General features: G+C 61.2%; 17 protein-coding genes and 1 pseudogene. 8 read left to right on the top strand and 10 right to left on the bottom strand.

All coding sequences use genetic code 11. The features are described from left to right. Positions 1-14 precede the first annotated feature (14 nt). Positions 15-236, bottom strand: coding sequence for a FliM/FliN family flagellar motor switch protein (locus CIB54_RS19545; protein WP_065887857.1), 222 nt, complete (start codon positions 234-236; stop codon positions 15-17). A gap of 106 nt (positions 237-342) precedes the next feature. Next, a pseudogene (locus tag CIB54_RS19540) lies at positions 343-1,161 on the bottom strand (secretin N-terminal domain-containing protein); the annotation flags it as partial. 259 nt (positions 1,162-1,420) lie between these two features. On the opposite strand from CIB54_RS19540, the gene CIB54_RS19535 reads away from it, so the two are divergent. The 8 genes from CIB54_RS19535 to cobA all read left to right on the top strand — a co-directional run bounded on the left by CIB54_RS19535 (position 1,421) and on the right by cobA (position 12,752). Then, positions 1,421-2,647 carry a CmpA/NrtA family ABC transporter substrate-binding protein gene (locus tag CIB54_RS19535; RefSeq protein WP_065949817.1) on the top strand — a complete coding sequence of 409 codons (1,227 nt, stop codon included), beginning with the start codon at positions 1,421-1,423 and terminating at the stop codon, positions 2,645-2,647. Between the two features lie 10 nt (positions 2,648-2,657). Continuing rightward, complete coding sequence (locus CIB54_RS19530) at positions 2,658-3,233, top strand: ANTAR domain-containing response regulator (protein WP_065949818.1); 576 nt, start codon at positions 2,658-2,660, stop codon at positions 3,231-3,233. A gap of 184 nt (positions 3,234-3,417) precedes the next feature. After that, on the top strand, positions 3,418-4,629 hold the full coding sequence (locus tag CIB54_RS19525) for a nitrate/nitrite transporter (protein ID WP_065949819.1): 1,212 nt from the start codon (positions 3,418-3,420) through the stop codon (positions 4,627-4,629). After that, positions 4,629-6,299 carry a bifunctional protein-serine/threonine kinase/phosphatase gene (locus tag CIB54_RS19520; protein ID WP_101220708.1) on the top strand — a complete coding sequence of 557 codons (1,671 nt, stop codon included), beginning with the start codon at positions 4,629-4,631 and terminating at the stop codon, positions 6,297-6,299. Before CIB54_RS19525 ends, CIB54_RS19520 begins: the two co-directional genes overlap by 1 nt. A 224-nt stretch (positions 6,300-6,523) precedes the next feature. Further along, entirely contained in the window at positions 6,524-8,977 is a 2,454-nt protein-coding gene (gene nirB, locus CIB54_RS19515) for a nitrite reductase large subunit NirB (RefSeq protein ID WP_101220707.1), read from the top strand. Continuing rightward, positions 8,974-9,291: a nitrite reductase small subunit NirD gene (nirD, locus tag CIB54_RS19510; RefSeq protein WP_057721197.1), complete on the top strand. Its 318-nt coding sequence runs from the start codon at positions 8,974-8,976 to the stop codon at positions 9,289-9,291. Before nirB ends, nirD begins: the two co-directional genes overlap by 4 nt. After that, a complete protein-coding gene (locus tag CIB54_RS19505) occupies positions 9,291-11,999 on the top strand; it encodes a nitrate reductase (RefSeq protein WP_101220706.1) in 2,709 nt (902 codons plus the stop codon). Before nirD ends, CIB54_RS19505 begins: the two co-directional genes overlap by 1 nt. Positions 12,000-12,008: 9 nt before the next feature. Next, positions 12,009-12,752, top strand: a complete 744-nt coding sequence (gene cobA / locus CIB54_RS19500) for a uroporphyrinogen-III C-methyltransferase (RefSeq protein WP_065949823.1) — start codon at positions 12,009-12,011, stop codon at positions 12,750-12,752. A gap of 60 nt (positions 12,753-12,812) precedes the next feature. Here the strand turns inward: cobA and CIB54_RS19495 are convergent, their stop codons facing one another. The 8 genes from CIB54_RS19495 to ppsA all read right to left on the bottom strand — a co-directional run bounded on the left by CIB54_RS19495 (position 12,813) and on the right by ppsA (position 20,953). Next, positions 12,813-13,793, bottom strand: a complete 981-nt coding sequence (locus CIB54_RS19495; RefSeq protein ID WP_065949824.1) for an OmpA family protein — start codon at positions 13,791-13,793, stop codon at positions 12,813-12,815. Positions 13,794-13,900: 107 nt separating this feature from the next. After that, complete coding sequence (gene sigX / locus CIB54_RS19490; protein ID WP_057721193.1) at positions 13,901-14,491, bottom strand: RNA polymerase sigma factor SigX; 591 nt, start codon at positions 14,489-14,491, stop codon at positions 13,901-13,903. Between the two features lie 87 nt (positions 14,492-14,578). Further along, entirely contained in the window at positions 14,579-15,403 is an 825-nt protein-coding gene (locus CIB54_RS19485; RefSeq protein ID WP_003193288.1) for a mechanosensitive ion channel family protein, read from the bottom strand. A gap of 2 nt (positions 15,404-15,405) precedes the next feature. Next, positions 15,406-15,651, bottom strand: a complete 246-nt coding sequence (locus tag CIB54_RS19480; protein WP_065949826.1) for a CrfX protein — start codon at positions 15,649-15,651, stop codon at positions 15,406-15,408. Between the two features lie 86 nt (positions 15,652-15,737). Further along, positions 15,738-16,733, bottom strand: coding sequence for a zinc transporter ZntB (locus CIB54_RS19475; RefSeq protein WP_065949827.1), 996 nt, complete (start codon positions 16,731-16,733; stop codon positions 15,738-15,740). Between the two features lie 25 nt (positions 16,734-16,758). Further along, positions 16,759-17,250, bottom strand: a complete 492-nt coding sequence (gene rraA, locus CIB54_RS19470) for a ribonuclease E activity regulator RraA (protein ID WP_101220705.1) — start codon at positions 17,248-17,250, stop codon at positions 16,759-16,761. A gap of 231 nt (positions 17,251-17,481) precedes the next feature. Next, a complete protein-coding gene (locus tag CIB54_RS19465) occupies positions 17,482-18,471 on the bottom strand; it encodes an alpha/beta fold hydrolase (protein WP_101220704.1) in 990 nt (329 codons plus the stop codon). 106 nt (positions 18,472-18,577) lie between these two features. Continuing rightward, positions 18,578-20,953, bottom strand: a complete 2,376-nt coding sequence (ppsA, locus tag CIB54_RS19460) for a phosphoenolpyruvate synthase (protein ID WP_065949830.1) — start codon at positions 20,951-20,953, stop codon at positions 18,578-18,580. Between the last annotated feature and the right edge of the window lie 157 nt (positions 20,954-21,110).

The raw sequence follows: 21,110 nt of genomic DNA, 5'->3' as shown, positions 1-21,110 counted from the left end.
AGACAATTCACGACTCAACCGGAATACGGTAGCCACTCCTGATACACCTCATGCAGCTCAACTCCCAACCGATCCTCCAACTGCACCAACTCACCCACCGCCATCAGTTGCCCATTGACCCGTACCTCCACGCAGTGGATGACCTCGGGCGCCAGAGGCAAGACTTTCCCCGGCGCAAACGCAGCCAGTCGCTTGCGGCTGATCAGTTGCTCCTGCAGCAGTATTTCCAGGTACATGGACTAACGCCTTTATTCAGGGAGAAAGCTCGCGGCCCGACCTGACGAACGCACGTTGCACACGTTCATATTGCGCGGCCGTCAATGGCGGCGGCCCGGCCGGGGGCTTCGATTCGTCACGACCCGCGTCCATACGCCATGACGAGATTTCGTTGACTTGCTTGGGCACATCCAATTCATCCACCAGTTTTTCGATCAGGCTGACCTGAGCAGGTTTGCCCTTGATCAGGAGGCTGTTGGTGTCCGGATAGGCGATCAACGTCAGGTTCTTGTCCGCCAGCGGGCCCTTCTGCTCACTGGCCAGCAGGCCTTGAATGACGGATGCCATGCCCGGCACCGTGACTTTGTTTGCGCCGCTCCCATGCTGCCGATCCTCGACGTGGGTATTGAACACCTGCACCACACCAAAGGCGTGCGCCCCCACACGCAGCTCACTGCGTTGCCGGTCCGTCAATTGCGCCAGCCGCAGCACCTGGCTGACATAGCTTGGCGGCCCGGACACGTAGAACGTACGCACCCCGCTGTCGCGCAAGGGATAGCGCGATTCATCCATGCCTGTTCGGCGCATGATGCCGCGCAGCCGGTTGACCGAAATGTACCGCAGCGCCACCGCAGAGGTTCTGGCTTCGCTCGCGTTGTAGAGATGCACCGCTTGCCCGTCGCTGTGCCAGATCAGACCTTCCTGCCGGGCCAGCGCTTCAAGGACCTGTTGCGGTGCGTCAAAATCAAATGTCCCGCTGACACGCCTGTGCGCCGCTTCCCGACTGACCACCACAGGCATCCCCAGCGGCACCGACAGCGCAGTGAAAAAACTGTCCAGGCTTTCATCCCTGGCCTGATACGGCTCACCCCGAACCACACAACTGACCAGCAACAGCGCCACCCACAGCAGCGTGCGACCGAGGCGGTGGCGGTTCGTCGTAATGGAGGCATCAGCATGCACCGTGGGTTTTTCCTGGGGGAGGTAGGACGCAAAAGAGCGGCCATACTGAAAGGCAGGCGAGGTTCAATCATGATGGAAAGCTGACGGCCGCCCCCGTGGCATGTGCCTTGCTAAGCACTCTCTATCAGGGCGCGCGCCAGCGACGGCACGGGCCTACGGACAAAGGCGTCGTTTCCCTGTAATGGCTGGTATAGCCATCCGAGGGCGCGACGTTTTTTTTTGAGAGAAAAGGTAGGTGTTGATGAACGATTCGGTCGACAGCAGCCCGGTGAATCCCGCGCTGGCCTGGGTAAACGGCAGTGACGCCCCGGAAAAGAGCAGCCTGGACCTGGGTTTCATGGCCCTGACTGATTGCGCCTCGCTGGTGGTCGCCGCCACCCAGGGGTTTGCGCAACCCTACGGCCTCACACTGAACCTCAAGCGCCAATCGTCATGGGCCAACCTGCGCGACAAACTGGTCAGCGGTGAGCTGGACGCCGCCCATAGCCTCTACGGCCTGATCTACGCCGTGCATCTGGGCATCGGTGGCGTTGCGCCGAGCCCGATGGCGGTGCTGATGGGGTTGAATCAGAACGGACAGAGCATCAACCTGTCCCGTGGGCTGCAACAGCAGGGCGTGGTCACTCCTGAGGCGCTGGATCGCCACGTGCACCAAAGCCGCACAAAACTCACCTTCGCCCAGACCTTTCCGACAGGCACCCACGCCATGTGGCTGTATTACTGGCTGGCGAGCCAAGGCATCCACCCGCTGCGGGATGTGGACAGCGTGGTGGTGCCCCCACCGCAAATGGTTGCGCACCTGCAAGCGGGGCGCATCGACGGCCTGTGTGTCGGCGAACCCTGGTGCGCCAGCGCCGTCAAGCAGAACCAGGGCTTCACCTTGGCGACCAGCCAGTCGATCTGGCCGAATCATCCGGAAAAAGTCCTCGGTTGTACCCAAGCTTTCGTCGACCAGTATCCCAATACGGCGCGCGTATTGGTGATGGCGATTCTCGAGGCCAGTCGCTTTATCGAAGCGAGCACGCAAAACCGTCGTTCCACCGCCCAACTGCTCAGCGCCCGCGAGTACCTCGACGCCCCCCTGGACTGTATCGAGCCACGGCTGCTGGGCCACTACGAAGATGGCCTGGGCAACCAGTGGCAGGACCCGCATGCGCTGCGGTTCTTCGCCGATGGCGCGGTCAACCTGCCTTACCTGTGCGACGGTATGTGGTTCATGACCCAGTTTCGTCGCTGGGGCCTGCTGCGCGAAGACCCGGACTATCTTGCCGTTGCCCGTCAGGTGCAACAACTGGATGTGTACCGTCAAGCCGCGAGCGCCGTCGGCGTCGCCACCAATGGCCAGGACATGCGCAGCAGCCAGTTGATCGACGGCAGGATCTGGGACGGCTCCGACCCCGCCGGCTATGCCCGCAGCTTCCGCCTGCACGCCATGGCGGATGACATCAGCCGCCAAGCGCTGCGCTAGGAGCACGACCATGCTGCGAATCCTTTTGATCAACGACACCCCGCGCAAAGTCGGCCGGCTCAAGGCCGCGCTGACCGAGGCCGGCTTTGAGGTGATCGATGAATCCGGCCTGACCATCGACTTGCCCGCACGCGTCGAAACAGTGCGCCCCGACGTGATCCTGATCGATACCGAGTCACCCGGCCGCGATGTGATGGAACAGGTGGTGCTGGTCAGCCGCGACCAGCCCCGCCCTATCGTGATGTTCACCGATGAACATGACCCGAATGTCATGCGCCAGGCGATCAAGTCCGGGGTCAGCGCCTATATTGTCGAAGGCATCCAGGCCCAGCGTCTGCAACCGATCCTCGAGGTGGCCATGGCACGCTTCGAAAGCGACCAGGCCTTGCGCGCCCAGCTTCATGCCCGCGATCAACAGTTGGCGGAACGCAAGCGCATCGAGCTGGCCAAGGGCCTGCTGATGAAAATGAAGGACTGCAACGAGGAAGACGCCTACACCCTCATGCGCCGCCAGGCCATGAGCCGGCAGCAGAAACTGATTCAGGTGGCCGAACAGATTATTGCCATGAGCGAACTGCTCGGCTGATCTGGCGCGGCTCTTGCTATAGAACCGTCACAGGTAGCCAACGGCGGTTGCCCCACCAACGACAAAGACGTCGCACACCCGGTTTGCCCTCGCGAACCCGGTGGCGGCGTTTTTTTTCGTTCCGGCCCCAGCGCATGGGGTCACCAGGCCTTCTGACAAGCCCCCCCAACCGTTGAGGTGCGTGATGAAATCAAGCTTCTGGAAATCCGGGCACACCCCGACCCTGTTTGCCGCGTTCCTGTATTTCGACCTGAGTTTCATGGTCTGGTACCTGCTGGGCCCCTTGGCGGTACAGATTGCCGCCGACTTGCACCTGACCACTCAACAGCGCGGCCTGGTAGTCGCTACGCCGATCCTGGCGGGCGCGGTGCTGCGCTTTCTCATGGGCATGCTGGCTGACAAGCTGTCGCCCAAGACTGCCGGGCTGATTGGCCAGGTGATTGTCATCGTGGCGTTGTTCTGCGCCTGGAAACTGGGCATTCACAGCTACGAGCAAGCGCTGTTGCTGGGCATGTTCCTGGGCATGGCCGGTGCCTCTTTTGCCGTCGCCCTGCCGTTGGCCTCGCAATGGTATCCGGCCGAGCACCAGGGCAAAGCCATGGGCATCGCCGGCGCCGGCAATTCCGGCACCGTGTTTGCCGCCCTGCTGGCACCGGTACTGGCGGCTGCCTTTGGCTGGAGCAATGTATTCGGCTTCGCGTTGATTCCGCTGATCCTCACCCTGATCGTGTTCGCCTGGCTCGCGCGCAATGCTCCGCAACGCCCGAAAGCCAAGGCGATGGCCGACTATTTCAAAGCCCTGGGTGATCGCGACAGTTGGTGGTTCATGTTCTTCTACAGCGTGACCTTTGGCGGCTTTATCGGCCTGGCCAGCGCCCTGCCCGGCTACTTCAACGACCAGTACGGCCTGAGCCCGGTGACCGCCGGCTACTACACCGCGGCCTGTGTCTTCGGTGGCAGCCTGATGCGCCCGCTGGGCGGCGCCCTGGCGGACCGTTTCGGTGGGATCAAGACCCTGCTCGGCATGTACAGCGTGGCGGTGATCTGCATTGCGGCGGTGGGTTTCAACCTGCCCAGCTCCTACGCTGCGCTGGCGCTTTTCGTCTGCACCATGCTCGGCCTCGGCGCCGGTAATGGCGCGGTATTCCAGCTGGTGCCCCAGCGTTTTCGCAGTGAGATCGGCGTCATGACCGGCCTGATCGGCATGGCCGGCGGCATCGGCGGTTTTGCGCTGGCCGCCGGCATGGGCGCGATCAAGCAGAGTACCGGCAGTTACCAATTGGCGCTGTGGTTGTTCGCCAGCCTCGGCGTGCTGGCCTGGTTTGGCCTGCACGGCGTCAAACGCCGCTGGAGAACCACCTGGGGTTCGGCTGCCGTGACCGCTGCACGCGTCTGATGAGCCTGCAACTGAGCATCGCCCAGGCCAGTGCGATTGGCCCCAGGGCAGAAAACCAGGATGCGTTGCGGGTCGTCACACCCAGGGCGGAGTTGGCCGCGAGCAAAGGCTACCTGTGCGCATTGGCCGACGGCGTCAGCCAATGCGCCGACGGTGGCCTGGCCGCGCGCTCGACCTTGCAGGCACTGGCCCTGGACTACTACGCCACGCCGCAGACCTGGGGCGTGGCCCAGGCGCTGGAGCGCTTATTGGTCGCACAGAACCGCTGGCTGCAAGCCAATGGCGGCGGTCAGCCGCTGCTGACCACCCTCAGCGCCCTGGTGTTTCGCGGCCAGCGTTTCACCCTCGCCCACGTCGGCGATTGCCGCGCCTATCGCTGGCTGGACGGCGAGCTGCAGCGCATCAGCGAGGACCATGTGTGGGAACAACCGGGCATGCAGCATGTGCTCAAGCGCGCCCTCGGCCTGGACCAGCACCTGGTACTGGATTTTCTCGATGGAGAACTGCGCGCAGGCGAGTGCTTCCTGCTGCTCAGCGACGGGGTCTGGGCCACGTTGGGTGAGCACAGCATCAACGCGATTCTGCGCGAGCAGACCGACCTGGACCTGGCGGTCAACACCCTGGTCAATGCCGCGCATTTGGCGGGCAGCCAGGACAATGCCAGCGCCTTGCTGGTGCGCGTCGATGCCCTCGGCGCCGCCACGCTGGGCGACGCACTGGTGCAGTTGCAGCAGTGGCCGCTGCCGCCGCCGCTCAAGGCCGGGCAACGTTTCGAGGGGTGGCAGGTGCACAGCCTGCTGGCGCAGAGCCGACAGTCGTTGCTGTATCGGGTACAGGATGATCAGCAGCGTCCCTGGCTGCTGAAAACCCTGGCGTCAAGCCGCGACGACGACACTGACGCCGCCCAGGCCCTGCTCTCGGAAGAATGGTTTCTGCGGCGGGTCGCCGGCCGCGCGTTTCCTGAAGTGCATGCCGCCAGTGGACGCCAGCACTTGTACTACGTGATGCGCGAATACCCGGGGCTAACCCTTGCCGAACTGTTCAAGCGCCAGGGCCCGTTGCCCCTGGCGCAATGGCAGTCCATCGCCGAGCGTTTACTGCGCGCGGTCGGCCTGCTGCACCGACGGCAGATCCTGCACCGCGATATCAAGCCGGAAAATCTGTTGCTGGGAGACGACGGCGAACTGCGCGTGCTGGATTTCGGCCTGGCCTACTGCCCGGGGCTGTCGCAAGACCGTGCCAGCGTGCTGCCCGGCACCCCGAGTTTTATCGCGCCGGAGTCATTCAGCGGTGAACGTCCTACGCCACAACAGGATTTGTATAGCGTCGGCGTCACGCTCTATTACCTGCTGACCGGCCACTATCCCTATGGCGAAATCGAAGCCTTCCAACGCCCGCGCTTCACTCAGGCGGTCAGCGCCAGCCGCTACCGTCCCGATGTGCCGGACTGGTTGCCTGCAAGCCTGGAACGCGCCGTGGCCGCGCAACCGCAGCAGCGCTATGAGACCGCCGAAGAATGGCTGCTGGTGCTGGAACAGGCCGACCGCCGCGAACTGAGCATACGCCCGCGCCCCTTGCTGGAGCGTGAACCGCTCAAGGTCTGGCAGACCCTGGCGACGGCTTCGCTGCTGATCAATCTGGTGCTGCTGTTCTGGCTATTGCACCACTAACGGGCAAAATTCTTACGCATCCGCGTTGAATCCCTAATAAAACCGGGGTAAGCGACACTTGGCACAGCTGCTGCATTAGCCTCTTCAACAACCCACATACAGCCGCGCCTTCAACGTCGAAGGATCGAGCTTCCCGAGAGAACGGGACCAGGACAAAGGCGTCCTCGCTAGGTAAATAGCGGGGACGCCTTTTTTTGTTTGCGCGTGATTGGTCGGAGAGCGACATGAAAAAACTCAAACTGGTGATGATCGGCAACGGCATGGCCGGGGTTCGCACCCTGGAAGAATTGCTCAAGCTCAGCAGCGACCTCTATGACATCACGGTATTCGGCGCCGAGCCCCACACCAACTACAATCGCATCCTGCTCTCACCGGTACTGGCCGGCGAGCAGACCTTCGAAGAGATCGTGCTCAACGATCTGGACTGGTACCTCGACAACCACGTCAAGCTGCTGCTCAACCGCAAGGTGGTGCAGATCGACCGGGTCAAGCGCCGCGTCATCGCCGAGGACGGTACCGAAGCCGAATACGACCGCCTGCTGATCGCCACCGGTTCCACGCCGTTTATCCTGCCCATTCCAGGTAACACCTTGCAGGGCGTGATCGGCTACCGCGATATCGCCGACACCCAGGCCATGATCGACACCGCCAAGACCCACAAGCACGCGGTGGTGATCGGTGGCGGACTGCTCGGCCTGGAGGCCGCGAACGGCTTGATGCTGCGCGGCATGCAGGTGACCGTGGTGCACATCGGTGAATGGCTGCTGGAACGGCAACTGGACAAGACCAGTGGCCAGTTGCTGCAAACCGAGCTGGAAAGCCGTGGCCTGGTGTTTCGCCTGTGCGAACAGACCCAGGCCCTGCACGACGCCGGCAATGGCCGTGTCGGCTCGGTGCAGTTCAAGAACGGTGACATCATCCCCGCCGACCTGGTGGTGATGGCCGCCGGTATCCGCCCCAACACCGAACTGGCGGAAAAGTCCGGCATCCCCTGCAACCGTGGGATTCTGGTCAACGACACGATGCAAACCTACGACCCGCGCATCTATGCGATCGGTGAATGCGCCAGCCACCGTGGGATCGCCTACGGCCTGGTCGCACCGCTGTTCGAACAGGCCAAGGTATGCGCCAACCATCTCGCCCAGTTGGGTTTCGCCACCTATAAAGGTTCTGTGACCTCCACCAAGCTCAAAGTTACCGGCATTGACCTGTTCTCCGCGGGCGACTTCATGGGCGGCGAAGGCACTGAGACCATCACCCTCTCCGACCCCATCGGCGGCGTGTACAAGAAACTGGTGATCAAGGACGACATCCTGGTCGGCGCCTGCCTGTACGGCGATACCGCCGATGGCGGTTGGTATTTCCGCCAGATCCGTGAGAACCACGCGATCGGCGAGATTCGCGATCACTTGATGTTTGGCGAAAATGCGCTGGGCGATGTGGGCCATCAAGGCCAGGACAAAGCCATGAGCATGGCCGACAGCGCCGAAGTCTGCGGCTGCAATGGCGTGTGCAAGGGCACCATCGTCAAGGCGATCCAGGAACAGGGGCTGTTCAGCGTCGATGACGTGAAGAAGCACACCAAGGCGGCCAGCTCCTGTGGGTCCTGCGTGGGGCTGGTGGAACAGATTCTGATCAATACCGTGGGCGGGGCCGCCGACGTCAAGCCCAAAAGCGAAAAAGCCATCTGCGGCTGCAGCGACCTCAACCACGGGCAGATCCGCCAGGCCATTCGCGAACAGCACCTGCTGACCATCGCCGGCACCATGAGCTACCTGAACTGGCGCACGCCCAACGGTTGCGCCACCTGCCGTCCGGCGCTGAACTATTACCTGATCTCCACCTGGCCGGGCGAAGCCAGGGACGACCCGCAATCGCGCCTGATCAACGAGCGCGCCCACGCCAACATTCAGAAAGACGGCACCTATTCGGTCGTCCCACGGATGTGGGGCGGCGTGACCAACCCGTCGGAACTGCGCCGTATCGCCGACGTGGCCGACAAGTACAACGTGCCGATGGTCAAGGTGACCGGTGGCCAGCGCATCGACTTGCTCGGCATCAAGAAGCAGGATTTGCCTGGCGTGTGGAAGGACCTTGATATGCCGTCCGGGCACGCCTACGGCAAATCCATCCGTACCGTGAAGACCTGCGTAGGCAGCGAGTTCTGCCGCTTCGGTACGCAAAACTCCACGCAACTGGGCATTGAGCTGGAGCACGACCTGTTCAACATGTGGTCGCCGCACAAGGTCAAGCTGGCGGTGTCCGGTTGCCCACGCAACTGCTCGGAAGCGGGCATCAAGGACGTCGGAATTATCGGTGTGGACTCAGGCTGGGAGATGTATATCGGCGGCAACGGCGGGATCAAGACCGAAGTCGCGGAGTTCTTCGTCAAGCTCAAGACCGCTGAAGAGGTGCGCGAATACAACGGCGCATTCCTGCAGCTGTACCGCGAAGAAGCCTTCTACCTGGAGCGCACCGTGCACTACCTGCAGCGGGTCGGCATGGACCATATCAAGAAAGCCGTGCTGGAAGACCCGGCCCGGCGCCAGGCCCTCAACGAGCGTCTGCAGTTTTCCCTGTCGTTCGAGCAAGACCCCTGGAAAGAACGCCTGGAACAGCCGCTGCTGAAAAAAGAATTCGATGTGATCCCGGTCAAGCAATTGGAGGTGCCGGCATGAACTGGCTGGATATCTGCGCCCTGGAAGAAATCAACGCCCTGGGCTCGCGCATCATCAACGGGCCCAAGGGCGACATTGCGATTTTTCGCACCAGCGACGATGAAGTCTTCGCACTCGATGACCGTTGCCCGCACAAAGGCGGGCCGCTGTCCCAGGGCTTGATCTATGGCAAACGCGTGGCCTGCCCGCTGCATAACTGGCAGATCGACTTGGCGTCCGGTGAAGCCCAGGCGCCGGATATCGGTTGCGCCCATCATCACCTCGCCCGCGTGGAAAACGGCCGAGTGATGCTGGCCCTGCGGGATGCAGGGTGATGAACCGCCAGGTCACGGCGTCCACCTGCTGTTATTGCGGGGTGGGCTGCGGCGTGCTGATCGAGCATGACGACACCCGGATCCTCGGCGTGCAAGGCGACCCGGACCACCCGGCCAACTTCGGCAAGCTGTGCAGCAAGGGCGCCAGCCTGCACCTGACCGGTGACCTCGACGCCCGTGCCTTGTACCCGCAGTTGCGTCTGGGCAAAGACCTGGCCCGCGCCCGCACCGACTGGGACAGCGCCCTGGAACATGCGGCCACCGTATTCGCCCACACCATTGCCGAACACGGCCCCGACAGCGTGGCGTTCTACATCTCCGGGCAATTGCTGACCGAGGACTACTACAGTTTCAACAAACTGGCGCGGGCGCTGGTCGGCACCAACAATATCGACAGCAACTCACGGCTGTGCATGTCCTCGGCAGTGGTGGGCTACAAACGTAGCCTGGGCGCCGATGCGCCACCGTGCAGCTATGAAGATCTGGAGACCAGCGACTGTGTGATGATCGTCGGCAGCAACATGGCCTACGCGCACCCGGTACTGTACCGACGCCTGGAGGAGGCCAAGGCGCGACGGCCGCAGATGAACGTGGTGGTGATCGATCCACGCCGTACCGACACCTGCGACTTGGCTGACCTGCACCTGGCGATCCTGCCGGGCACGGATGTCGCACTGTTCCATGGGATTTTGCATCTGCTGCTGTGGGAAGACTGGATCGACCGCGATTTCATTCACGCCCATACCGACGGCCTGGCAGCGCTCAAACGCCTGGTGCATGACTACACGCCGCAAATGGTCACGCAACTGTGCGGCATCAGCATCGAGCAGTTGCGCCTGTGCGCGCAGTGGGTGGGCACCTCCAGTAGCTTCTTGTCGCTGTGGTGCATGGGCCTTAACCAATCGAGCGCGGGCAGTGCAAAAAACAGCGCGCTGATCAACCTGCACCTGGCCACCGGTACGATTGGCCGGCCAGGCTGCGGGCCGTTTTCCCTGACCGGCCAACCCAATGCCATGGGCGGGCGCGAAACCGGCAGTTTGTCGAATCTGCTGCCTGGGCACCGCGACGCCGCCAACCCCGAACACCGCGCAGAAGTAGCCGCTTACTGGGGTGTCGACCAACTGCCCGCAACCACCGGCCTCACGGCTATCGAACTGTTTGAACAGGTGCAGGCGGGCACGATCAAGGCGCTGTGGATCGCCTGCACCAACCCGGCCCAATCGTTGCCGGACCAGAATGCAGTGCGTGCAGCGCTGGCGACGTGTCCGTTCGTGGTATTGCAGGAGGCCTTTCGAACCACCGAGACCGCCGCCTACGCCGACCTGCTGCTGCCCGCCGCCAGTTGGGGTGAAAAAGAAGGCACGGTGACCAATTCCGAACGGCGTATTTCCCACGTGCGTCGCGCCATCACCCCACCGGGCGAAGCGCGACCGGACTGGGCGATTACCGTGGATTTCGCGCAGCGCCTGGAGCGCCGTCTGCGGCCGGGGCTGGACAGCCTGTTTGCCTTTGAGCAACCCGCGCAGATCTTTGACGAGTTCAAGCTGCTGACTCAAGCGCGTGACCTGGATGTGTCAGGCCTCAGCCATGCCCTGCTTGACCGACTCGGCCCGCAACAGTGGCCGTTTCCCGTGGGCGCACAAGCCGGAACACCACGACTCTACGTCGACGGCATTTTCCCCACTGATAACGGCCGTGCGCAATTTGTCGCCGAGCCTTATCGCGCCGCCAAGGAGCAGCGTGACGCACGCTTTCCCCTGACCCTGATCACCGGTCGCCTGCGCGACCAGTGGCACGGCATGAGCCGCACCGGCACGGCGGCGCAGCTGTTCGGGCATGTCAGCGAGGCGCTGTTGAGCCTGCACCCGGACGAGTTGCGTCGTCACCGCTTCAAGGAAGGCGACCTGGTCAACCTGAAAAGCCGTCGGGGCAATGTGGTGGTCGCGGTCACCAGCGATGACAGCGTGCGCCCCGGTCAAGCGTTCCTGCCGATGCATTGGGGCGACCGGTTTCTCAAAGGCGGCGTCAATGTGCTCACTCAGCCGGCGTTCGATCCGTTATCGAAACAGCCGGAACTCAAACACAGCGGTGTGCGCCTGGAAGCGGTGCAACTGCCGTGGCAGCTGTTCGCGCTGATCGAGGGTGACGTGCAACGACATTTCGACGCCCTGCGCCCGCTGTGCGAAGAATTTGCCTACGTCAGCCTGAGCCTGAGCGGGCGCGAGCGGCCGGCGCTGCTGGTGCGCGCAGCCCATACCGAGGCGCCCGACCTGCAGATACTGACCCGTATCGACCAGTTGCTGGGCCTGCACGACGGCCCGGTGATGGCCTATGACGACCCGCGCCGCTCTATCGGCAAACGGGTGAAAATCGAACAGGGCCGTATTACAGCGGTTCGTCTGGCCGGCGAAACCCTGGCCCGGCATTGGCTGCAAAGCCTGTGGTTGGAGGGCCGCACCGACGATCAACTGCGGCGCTGGCTCCTGGCGCCCCTGAGCGCGCCACCGGGGGGAGCGCCGGCCAGCAGCAAGATCCTGTGCAATTGCAAGAATGTCAGCGAAAACGCGGTGTGCGCCGCAATTGCCCGTGGCATGGACCTGACCGGGCTCAAACAGCAACTGGGATGCGGCACGCAATGCGGCTCCTGCGTGCCGGAAATCAAACGTCTGCTGGCCGCCAGCCCGCAGCCAATCGCAATCAGTGTGTGAGGGGAAAACATGAGCGCAAAAGTGTGGCTGGTAGGCGCTGGGCCCGGTGATCCGGAATTGCTCACCCTCAAAGCGGTAAGGGCCCTGCATGAAGCAGACGTGGTGTTGATCGACGATCTGGTCAACCCGGTTGTCTTGGAACACTGCACGGACGCGCGCGTGATTACCGTCGGCAAGCGCGGCGGTTGTCGCTCTACGCCGCAGGCGTTCATTCACCGTCTGATGCTGCGCTATGCACGCCAGGGCAAGTGTGTGGTGCGGCTTAAAGGCGGCGATCCGTGTATTTTCGGGCGGGGTGGCGAAGAGGCGACGTGGCTGCGCGAGCGTGGGATCGAGGTGGAGCTGGTCAACGGCATCACCTCGGGACTGGCTGGAGCGACGAATTGCCATATCCCGTTGACCTTGCGCGGCGTCAGCCGTGGCGTAACCCTGGTCACCGCGCATACCCAGGATGACAGCAGCCTGAACTGGCGCGCACTGGCCGAGGGCGGAACGACGCTGGTGGTGTACATGGGCGTGGCCAAGCTCGAAGAGATCCGGCAACAGCTGCTGGAGGGCGGCATGGCTGCGGATATGCCGGTGGCGATGATTGAAAATGCATCGTTGCCCGAACAGCGCGAATGCCGTAGCCACCTCGCCGCCATGCACGAAGACGCGCAGGCTTTTGCGCTGAAAAGCCCGGCAATCCTGGTGATTGGCCGTGTTGCCGGCGCGGCGCAAATGGCATGCGATGCGGCAGCGGCCAGCGCTTGAGGTAAATCGCAGGCGAAAAAAAGCCCGGCCTGAGCCGGGCTTTTCTCTACTACTCAGTAATTACTGAGCGGTAGCTTCAACCGACGCTTCTACGCGACGGTTAACAGCGCGACCAGCTTCAGTTGCGTTGTCAGCAACTGGGCGGGATTCGCCGTAACCTACAGCAGTTACACGGCTAGGAGCCACGCCGTCTTTAACCAGGACTTGCTTAACAGCGTCAGCACGACGCTGGGACAGCTTCTGGTTGTAAGCGTCTGGACCTACGGAGTCAGTGTGACCAGCAACTTCTACGTTGGTAGCTGGGTACTGAGCCATGAAGTCGGCCAGGTTTTTCACGTCGCCGTAGCTGTTAGGCTTAACAACGGACTTGTCGAAGTCGAACTTAACGTCCAGCTCAACACGAACAACCTGAGCAACCGGAGCTTCTGGCTCTGGAACTGGCTCTGGAGCTGGTGCTGGGGTAGGAGCTGGAGCAGCTGCGCCAGCGTTACCGCCGAAGTTCACACCCAGGCCAACCAGTGCGGAGTAGTCCCACTTGCCGTTGTCCAGACCGTAGTCAGCTTCAACACCAGCACGAGCGTACAGGTTGTTGGTGAAGTAGTACTTCACGCCGGTACCGATGGTAGCGAAAGTGGTCTGGTCGCGACCGCTGTGGCCGTCAGCTTGCACGTTGGTACGGCTCTGGTGGCCGAAACCGCCTTCAACGTATGGACGCAGGCTGTCAACGCCAGCTTGACCGAAGTGGTATTGGGCAACGAGGCTGCCGGTATCACCTTTGATCTTCTGGTTGCCAGTACCGTCGTTCGAACGGGTGTGGTTAGTCTTGTCGTAGGACAGGTTCAAGGACAGGTCGTCGGTCAAGAAGTAACCGATGCGAGCGCCAGGGTTGAAGCCGTCTTCGATGTGCTTGACGCTATCGTTGTACTGCTTCTTGTAGAACAGCTCGCCCTCAACTGCGCCTTGGCCTTGTGCCAGAACGCCGAAAGAAGTAGCGGCAATAAGAGAACCAATGGCCAAGCCCAAGGTGTTTTTCAGTTTCATCCGTTAAATCCCCATCTGGTGATTGTAAAGCAGTCCCACAAACCGGGGGACAACTCGGCGACAAGTCTAACAGAACTTGCCTACACGTAAGAGATATTTGCTACGCACTAAGTTTCAGTCTCGCCCGCAAATTTCTCACGTAATTTATCAAGAGCACGTTTGTAACGCATCTTTGTAGCACTCAAGCCCATATGCATGATGTCAGCGATTTCTTGAAATTCCAATTCTGCGACGAATCGTAGCACCAGAATTTCACGGTCAATCGGATTCACATGCACCAACCAGCGATCGAGTCCGCCCTTCTCCTCGGGTGTCGGCGCCTTTTCTTCAGACGCTTCCTCAAGGGGGTCCAGACTCAAGGCGTCCATCAAGCGACGCTTTCGCCGTTCCTTTCGATACTGCGTGATGCACTCGTTGTACGTGATGCTGTAGAGCCAGGTCTTGAACTTCGATTTTCCCTCGAAGTTCTTCAGGCCGTACAGCACCTTGAGCATCACTTCCTGACAGACATCGTCCGCATCCCTATCGTTCCCCAAATACCTTGAACAAACGTTGAACAGAGTGCGTTGATATCTGCGCATCAATTCTTCGTACGCGCGTGTTACGTGAAACAGCTCCGTGTGCGAACGCGCGACCAACTCCTCATCAGAGAGCTCACGGGGGTCATAGCGCGTGGACAGCGTTTGGGCTTTATTCAAAACAAGTCGTGCCGGCAGTCAGGTCAATGTCCGCTGCAACCCGGTCAGCCGGGTTCGCGGCGGCGTACATTAGCAGGGTTTGCCGGTTTAGCGGCTACTGACCTGCTGCTCCAGGAGAATCCGGTTGGACAGCGACACCAGTTCCCCGTCATCGGTCAGCACGGTCGTCTTGACGGTGCCGATCTCCTCGATTTGCCCTTCGACCTCGCCCACACGCACCTGTTGCCCTACCTGATACAGCTCACGCACGTAGATTCCCGCAAGAATCTGACCGGCAATTTCCCGGCTTCCCAAGCCCATGGCCAGAGCAACGGCCAGACCAACGGTAATCAAAACAATCACGATAACGTGGTTCAGCAGGTCAGTTTTGACCTCCAACTGGCTGATCGCGACCGAAATACTGATGATGATCACCAGTCCCTGGGCAATTCGCCCCAGGCCTGCCGCATAGTCCAGGCCGACACCTTCAGCGGCTCCGCGTACCAGGCCATTGGCCAGTTGCGCGAGTAAAACGCCGACCAGCAGCACCAGCGCGCCGCCGAATACTTTCGGCAAATACAGTGCCAGCATGTCGAGCGTAGCTGAAACTCGCTCAAGTCCAAGGGACTGAGCCGCAGAAACCAGAAAAATAAGTAGAACGAACCAATAAACGATCTTGCCGATCAGCGTTGAAATCGGCACCTGCAGCCCGGCACGGCCCAGCAGCTTGGTCAGGCCGGTACCGGCCATCAGGCGATCCAGCCCGAGTTTGGCGAGCAATTTGGACAACAGGGTGTCGAGCAGCTTGGCCACGACAAAGCCCAGCAGTACCAGGACCAGGGCACCAAAGAGGTTGGGAATGAAATTCGCCACCTTGGTCCACAATGCGGTCATTGCGGTGACCAGGCTCTGGGTCCAGAGATCAAGTTCCATATTCAATCAGCCTTATCAGCAGTGCGAGCAAGAGGTTTATGCCGGGAAACCGGTGATACATGGGCCGAACCGTTGTTCAGGGCCATCATCAACGCCGGCACCCAACGCCCGAGCAGACCGAACAGGTCCCCCGCCCCTACCTGACGGTTGGCGGTTTTCAGTACGCGGCCCAGGCAGGCATCGTCATCACGGTTGGATGGCGAAGCATTGAGCATGTCACGCAAAGACTGTTCGAACGGATCGTGCATAGAGACCTCTCGCAAGTGATTTAAAAGACGAGGGTAAAATTCATCGGGTCACATCGACCCTTTCCTACGTTCAGCTCATATTCAGCTCAAACCCAGCGTAACCGTCGAAAAAGCCACCATTGACCCAGCGCCACCGAGATCATCAGCAGGCAGGCAATCATGAATCCGTAAGGGCTGCTGGAAAACGGTATTCCCCCTACATTGATGCCCAGCAAGCCGGTCAGAAAACTCATCGGCAAGAAGATGCCGGTGATGATGCCGAAGCGGTACATGGTGCGGTTCATGCGCAGGCTCAGGCGCCGGTCTTCGGCCTCAAGTACAAGCCCCACACGCTCCCGAGCCAATTCGAGCTCTTCAAGGTAACGGGTCAGGCTGTTGTGTAATTCGTTCCAATAGTCAGCGTCGTCATCACAGAACCACGCCAGTTTGATTCGCGTCAGCTGCGCAAAAATATCCCGTTGCGGCGCCAGGAAACGCTTGAGCCCGGCCGCTCGCCGACGGATCTGCAAGACGCTGCCGTGCTCGGGGGTATACCGTTCGTCGGCATCGAGTTTTTCTTCTTCGGCATCGACAATTTCGGACAGCCCAGTGACCAGATCCTGCACTTTGTTGGTCAGGTACTGCGCCATATAAAGGATCAGTTCCGATGCAGTTCTGGGGCCCTTGCCCTCGGCCAATTGCACCAGCAGCTCATCGGTGGCGCGTAACGGGCGCAACCTGAGGGAAATCACCCGATTGGCTGCCGCGAATATACGTACCGAAACCATGTCTTCCGGTTCCGCGCCGGGATTGAGATTGATCCCGCGCAGAAAGAGCAGCAGTTCCGCATCCGGCAGCGGCAGCAGCCGCGGACGGGTGTTTTCTTCCAGCAGGAGGTCACAGGCAAATTCACTCAAACCGCTGGATTTGCGCAGCCAGGTCTGGGTTTGCGGATGGCTGCGGTCCCAATGCAGCCACAGGCTTTCCTGGGGCTGCAGTTGCAACTCGTCAAGCTCGGTCCGGGCAATCGAACGCGCACCGCCTTTACCGTCCAGCACCAGGGCATGCACCAGCCCCCACTGCGCGTTGTCTTCCTCGAACATCCTCATCCCTTTCGGCTACTGCGGTTTATTCAGGCATTTTCAGCGGGCTGGGCGAGACGATTACCCCGTTGTTATCGGCGTACACGTATTCACCCGGGCGGAACGTCACGCCTGCAAAGGTCACCGCCACGTTCAGGTCACCCAGGCCACGCTTGTCGGTTTTCATCGGATGGGCAGCCAGGGCCTGCACGCCCAGGTCGGTCTGGGCAAGGATGTCGACATCGCGGATGCAACCGTAGATCACCATACCTTCCCAGCCGTTTTTCGCGGCTTTCTCGGCAATCAGGTCACCGAGCAACGCACGCCGCAGCGAACCACCTCCATCGACCACCAACACCTTGCCGGCGCCCGGCTGCTCGGCCTGTGCCTTGACCAGGGAGTTATCCTCGAAGCATTTGAGGGTGACAATCTCGCCGCCGAAGGAGTCTCGGCCACCGAAATTGCTGAACATCGGCTCAAGCACCTGCACCAACTCCGGGTAGGCGTCGCACAGGTCGGGGGTCACGTAATGGTCCATCGCGAAACTCCTGTCATCAAAGAAGGGGTCGAACAGTTCACGGCATATATCAGGAAAAACGTGCTGCAGCAGGCATTCTTTAAGTGCTCGGCCACTGGCGCCGGCCATGATCAAAGCGCAATCAACGCAACGCAATAGTCGTTACGCGACTGAATATGACCAGAAGCGCCTGAGGCGTCATATCTTAGCCGCAACCACTCAAGAGTGAAACGGCCTCGATGGCGCGCTTCGTCAAACCGCCACAGCCACCTCTGGCCGGGTGCCGAGCACAGGTGTCAGCGGATCTTTCAACCAGCGTTCCACCAAGGGCCACACTTGGGCCTGCGCGGCTTTGCTGACCAGCATTTGTACATGCCCGAAATCTTCGGTAAAACCCTGCCCACGTCCCAGGCACAGGTACTGGCGATGCTCGCTGCCGACTTGCTCGAACAGCTTGCGACACGCCCAGTCCGGATCCTGCCGATCGCCCGCCGCACTGACCGCCAACAACGGCACGTCGACCGCTGCCAGGCCTTTCCACCAATCCCGCTCGCCGTCGCCAAAGCGGCCGAACAGGCCATTCCAACGCAGCGCTTCGATTATCACACCGGCCGGTTCGTCCTCCGGTCCACGCTTGAAGCGTGGGCCAGACACCTGAGCTAGACGCTTCAGGATAAATCGACCGCCCCACTCCACCGGTGGAATTTTCAACGGCCAATGCGTGCGGCTGACCTGGCAACCAAATAACGCCACTGAGGCCACTGACTGCGCGTTCAAGGTTTGCCCTCCCAGGGCCGCAGCCAACGTCGTGGCGCCGAGGGAATGCCCGATCCAGTGCGGCACCTGCCCACTTTGCTCGTGCACAAAGGCGCCGATGGCCGGCAAATCGTAGCGCGCATAATCGGCGACACGGTTGCGCACGTAGTCGTGGTTGCGCCTGGACAGGCCATGGCCGCGCATTTCCGGGATCCACACATCAAAACCGCGGCGCGCCAGGTGAGCGCCCAGGCCAATGCCCTTGGGCGAATACCAGAAGCGCCGATTGGAAAAACTGCCGTGCAGGAAAATAACCGGCGTGCCCCGGTTTTCCGGGACATCGGCCAGGCCCAACCGGGTAACCGCCAGCTCGACGGTAGCGTCGGGGCTGTTGCCGGGTTTGAGACGGTACACATCTTCACTCAGGTCGCCACGACGTTCAGCGCTGATCAGGGCGACGGGAAACAGGTTGCTGCTGCTTTGCATAATGCTCTTGCACAAAAAAGGGCGGCGTTCGGTAGGAATTCCGCCCTGTACAGATAAGAATGCCGGTCACCCTCGACAGGTGACCGGCACTTTTGACGTAGCGGCTTTAAGCGGACGCTTGACCTTCAGCCAGGAAGAACCAGGTTTCAAGCACGGAATCGGGGTTCAGCGAGACGCTTTCGATACCCTGTTCCATCAGCCATCTGGCCAGGTCAGGGTGATCGGACGGGCCCTGGCCACAGATACCGATGTACTTGCCGGCCTTGTTACAGGCCTGGATGGCGTTGGACAGCAGCTTCTTGACCGCAGGATTTCGCTCGTCGAACAGGTGGGCGATGATCCCGGAGTCACGGTCCAGGCCCAGGGTCAGCTGGGTCAGGTCGTTGGAGCCGATGGAGAAACCGTCGAAGAACTCCAGGAATTCCTCGGCCAGGATGGCGTTGGACGGCAGCTCGCACATCATGATCACGCGCAGGCCGTTTTCGCCGCGGCTCAGACCGTTTTCGGCCAGCAGATCAACCACCTGGCTCGCCTCGCCCAGGGTACGCACGAACGGCACCATGATTTCGACGTTGGTCAGCCCCATCTCGTTGCGCACACGCTTGAGGGCGCGGCACTCGAGTTCGAAGCAGTCACGGAAGGCCTCGCTGATGTAACGCGAGGCGCCACGGAAACCCAGCATCGGGTTTTCTTCTTCCGGCTCGTAAAGCTTGCCGCCGATCAGGTTGGCGTATTCGTTGGACTTGAAGTCCGACAGCCGCACGATGACCTTTTTCGGGTAGAACGCCGCCGCCAGGGTGCTGATGCCTTCCACCAGCTTCTCGACGTAGAAGCCCACCGGGTCGTTGTAACCGGCGATGCGCTTGTCGACGCTTTCCTTGATGTCCAGCGGCAGGCCGGCGTAGTTCAACAGGGCCTTGGGGTGCACGCCGATCATGCGGTTGATGATGAATTCCAGGCGGGCCAGGCCCACACCGGCGTTCGGCAACTGCGCGAAGTCGAAGGCGCGGTCCGGGTTGCCGACGTTCATCATGATCTTGAACGGCAGGTCCGGCATGGCGTCGATGGAGTTCTGCTTGATGTCGAAGCCCAGCTCGCCTTCGAAGATGAAGCCGGTGTCGCCTTCGGCACAGGACACCGTCACACCCTGGCCATCTTTCAACAGCTGCGTGGCGTTGCCGCAACCGACAACCGCGGGAATCCCCAGCTCACGGGCGATGATCGCTGCGTGGCACGTGCGCCCGCCACGGTTGGTGACGATGGCGCTGGCGCGCTTCATCACCGGCTCCCAGTCCGGATCGGTCATGTCGGAGACCAGCACGTCACCCGGCTGGACTTTGTCCATCTCGGACACGTCCTTGATGATGCGCACCTTGCCGGCGCCGATGCGCTGGCCGATGGCGCGGCCTTCCACCAGCACGGTGCCGGTTTCCTTGAGCAGGTAGCGTTCCATGACGTTGGCCGACGTGCGGCTCTTAACGGTCTCGGGACGGGCCTGCACGATGTACAGCTTGCCGTCGTCACCGTCCTTGGCCCACTCGATGTCCATCGGGCACTTGTAGTGCTTCTCGATGATCATCGCTTGCTTGGCCAGCTCGCTGACTTCAGCGTCGGTCAGGCAGAAACGCGCACGCTCAGCCTTGTCGACGTCAACCGTTTTAACCGAGCGACCAGCCTTGGCCTCGTCGCCGTAGATCATCTTGATCGCCTTGCTGCCCAGGTTGCGGCGCAGGATGGCCGGGCGTCCGGCCTCAAGGGTGTGCTTGTGCACGTAGAATTCGTCAGGGTTGACCGCGCCTTGTACGACGGTTTCGCCCAGGCCGTAGGCGCCGGTGATAAACACCACGTCACGGAAGCCCGATTCGGTGTCCAGGGTGAACATCACACCGGCGGTGCCGGTTTCCGAACGTACCATGCGCTGCACACCGGCAGACAAGGCCACCAGCTTGTGGTCGAAACCCTGGTGCACGCGGTAGGAAATGGCGCGGTCGTTGAACAGCGAGGCAAAAACTTCCTTGGCCGCGCGGATCACGTTTTCCACGCCGCGGATGTTCAGGAACGTTTCCTGCTGACCGGCGAAAGAGGCGTCCGGCAAGTCTTCGGCGGTGGCCGAGGAGCGCACGGCGACAGCCATGTCCGGGTTGCCGGCGGACAAGGTGGCGAAGGCGGTGCGGATTTCTTCGTTGAGCTTCTCGGGGAACTCGGCTTCCATGATCCATTGACGGATCTGGGCGCCGGTTCTGGCCAGGGCGTTGACGTCATCGACGTCCAGAGCGTCCAGCGCGGCGTGGATCTGGGCGTTCAGGCCGCTCAGCTCGAGGAAATCACGGTAAGCCTGGGCCGTGGTGGCGAAACCACCCGGCACCGAGACACCGGCGCCTGCAAGATTACTGATCATCTCGCCGAGGGATGCGTTCTTGCCCCCCACGTGCTCTACATCATGGACGCCGAGCTTATCGAGGGAAACTACGTACTCTACCAAGGTGATCTCTCCACTTTCTGTGTTGGAAAAGCTCAGGACGCGGCTTGCTCAGTAGGAGCGAACGCCAGCGCTTGTGGCCTGGACCTGGAAAATAAGTGAGAATGCGGCCCACTGCGGGACGGCAAAATCGCGCCTATCATATCCAAGATTCGCCATC

The organism is Pseudomonas fluorescens (genome assembly GCF_002837185.1).
GTDB lineage: Bacteria > Pseudomonadota > Gammaproteobacteria > Pseudomonadales > Pseudomonadaceae > Aquipseudomonas > Aquipseudomonas fluorescens_AM.
Note: the sequence above shows the minus strand (reverse complement) of the source record. Positions and strands in the feature narration are given on the sequence as shown.

Bases quoted from the DNA above. Each gene is read 5' to 3' on its own strand.
- CIB54_RS19545 (WP_065887857.1), bottom strand. From the start codon at position 236: ATGTACCTGGAAATACTGCTGCAGGAGCAACTGATCAGCCGCAAGCGA.
- CIB54_RS19535 (WP_065949817.1), top strand. From the start codon at position 1,421: ATGAACGATTCGGTCGACAGCAGCCCGGTGAATCCCGCGCTGGCCTGG.
- CIB54_RS19530 (WP_065949818.1), top strand. From the start codon at position 2,658: ATGCTGCGAATCCTTTTGATCAACGACACCCCGCGCAAAGTCGGCCGG.
- CIB54_RS19525 (WP_065949819.1), top strand. From the start codon at position 3,418: ATGAAATCAAGCTTCTGGAAATCCGGGCACACCCCGACCCTGTTTGCC.
- CIB54_RS19520 (WP_101220708.1), top strand. From the start codon at position 4,629: ATGAGCCTGCAACTGAGCATCGCCCAGGCCAGTGCGATTGGCCCCAGG.
- nirB (WP_101220707.1), top strand. From the start codon at position 6,524: ATGAAAAAACTCAAACTGGTGATGATCGGCAACGGCATGGCCGGGGTT.
- nirD (WP_057721197.1), top strand. From the start codon at position 8,974: ATGAACTGGCTGGATATCTGCGCCCTGGAAGAAATCAACGCCCTGGGC.
- CIB54_RS19505 (WP_101220706.1), top strand. From the start codon at position 9,291: ATGAACCGCCAGGTCACGGCGTCCACCTGCTGTTATTGCGGGGTGGGC.
- cobA (WP_065949823.1), top strand. From the start codon at position 12,009: ATGAGCGCAAAAGTGTGGCTGGTAGGCGCTGGGCCCGGTGATCCGGAA.
- CIB54_RS19495 (WP_065949824.1), bottom strand. From the start codon at position 13,793: ATGAAACTGAAAAACACCTTGGGCTTGGCCATTGGTTCTCTTATTGCC.
- CIB54_RS19485 (WP_003193288.1), bottom strand. From the start codon at position 15,403: ATGGAACTTGATCTCTGGACCCAGAGCCTGGTCACCGCAATGACCGCA.
- CIB54_RS19480 (WP_065949826.1), bottom strand. From the start codon at position 15,651: ATGCACGATCCGTTCGAACAGTCTTTGCGTGACATGCTCAATGCTTCG.
- CIB54_RS19475 (WP_065949827.1), bottom strand. From the start codon at position 16,733: ATGTTCGAGGAAGACAACGCGCAGTGGGGGCTGGTGCATGCCCTGGTG.
- rraA (WP_101220705.1), bottom strand. From the start codon at position 17,250: ATGGACCATTACGTGACCCCCGACCTGTGCGACGCCTACCCGGAGTTG.
- CIB54_RS19465 (WP_101220704.1), bottom strand. From the start codon at position 18,471: ATGCAAAGCAGCAGCAACCTGTTTCCCGTCGCCCTGATCAGCGCTGAA.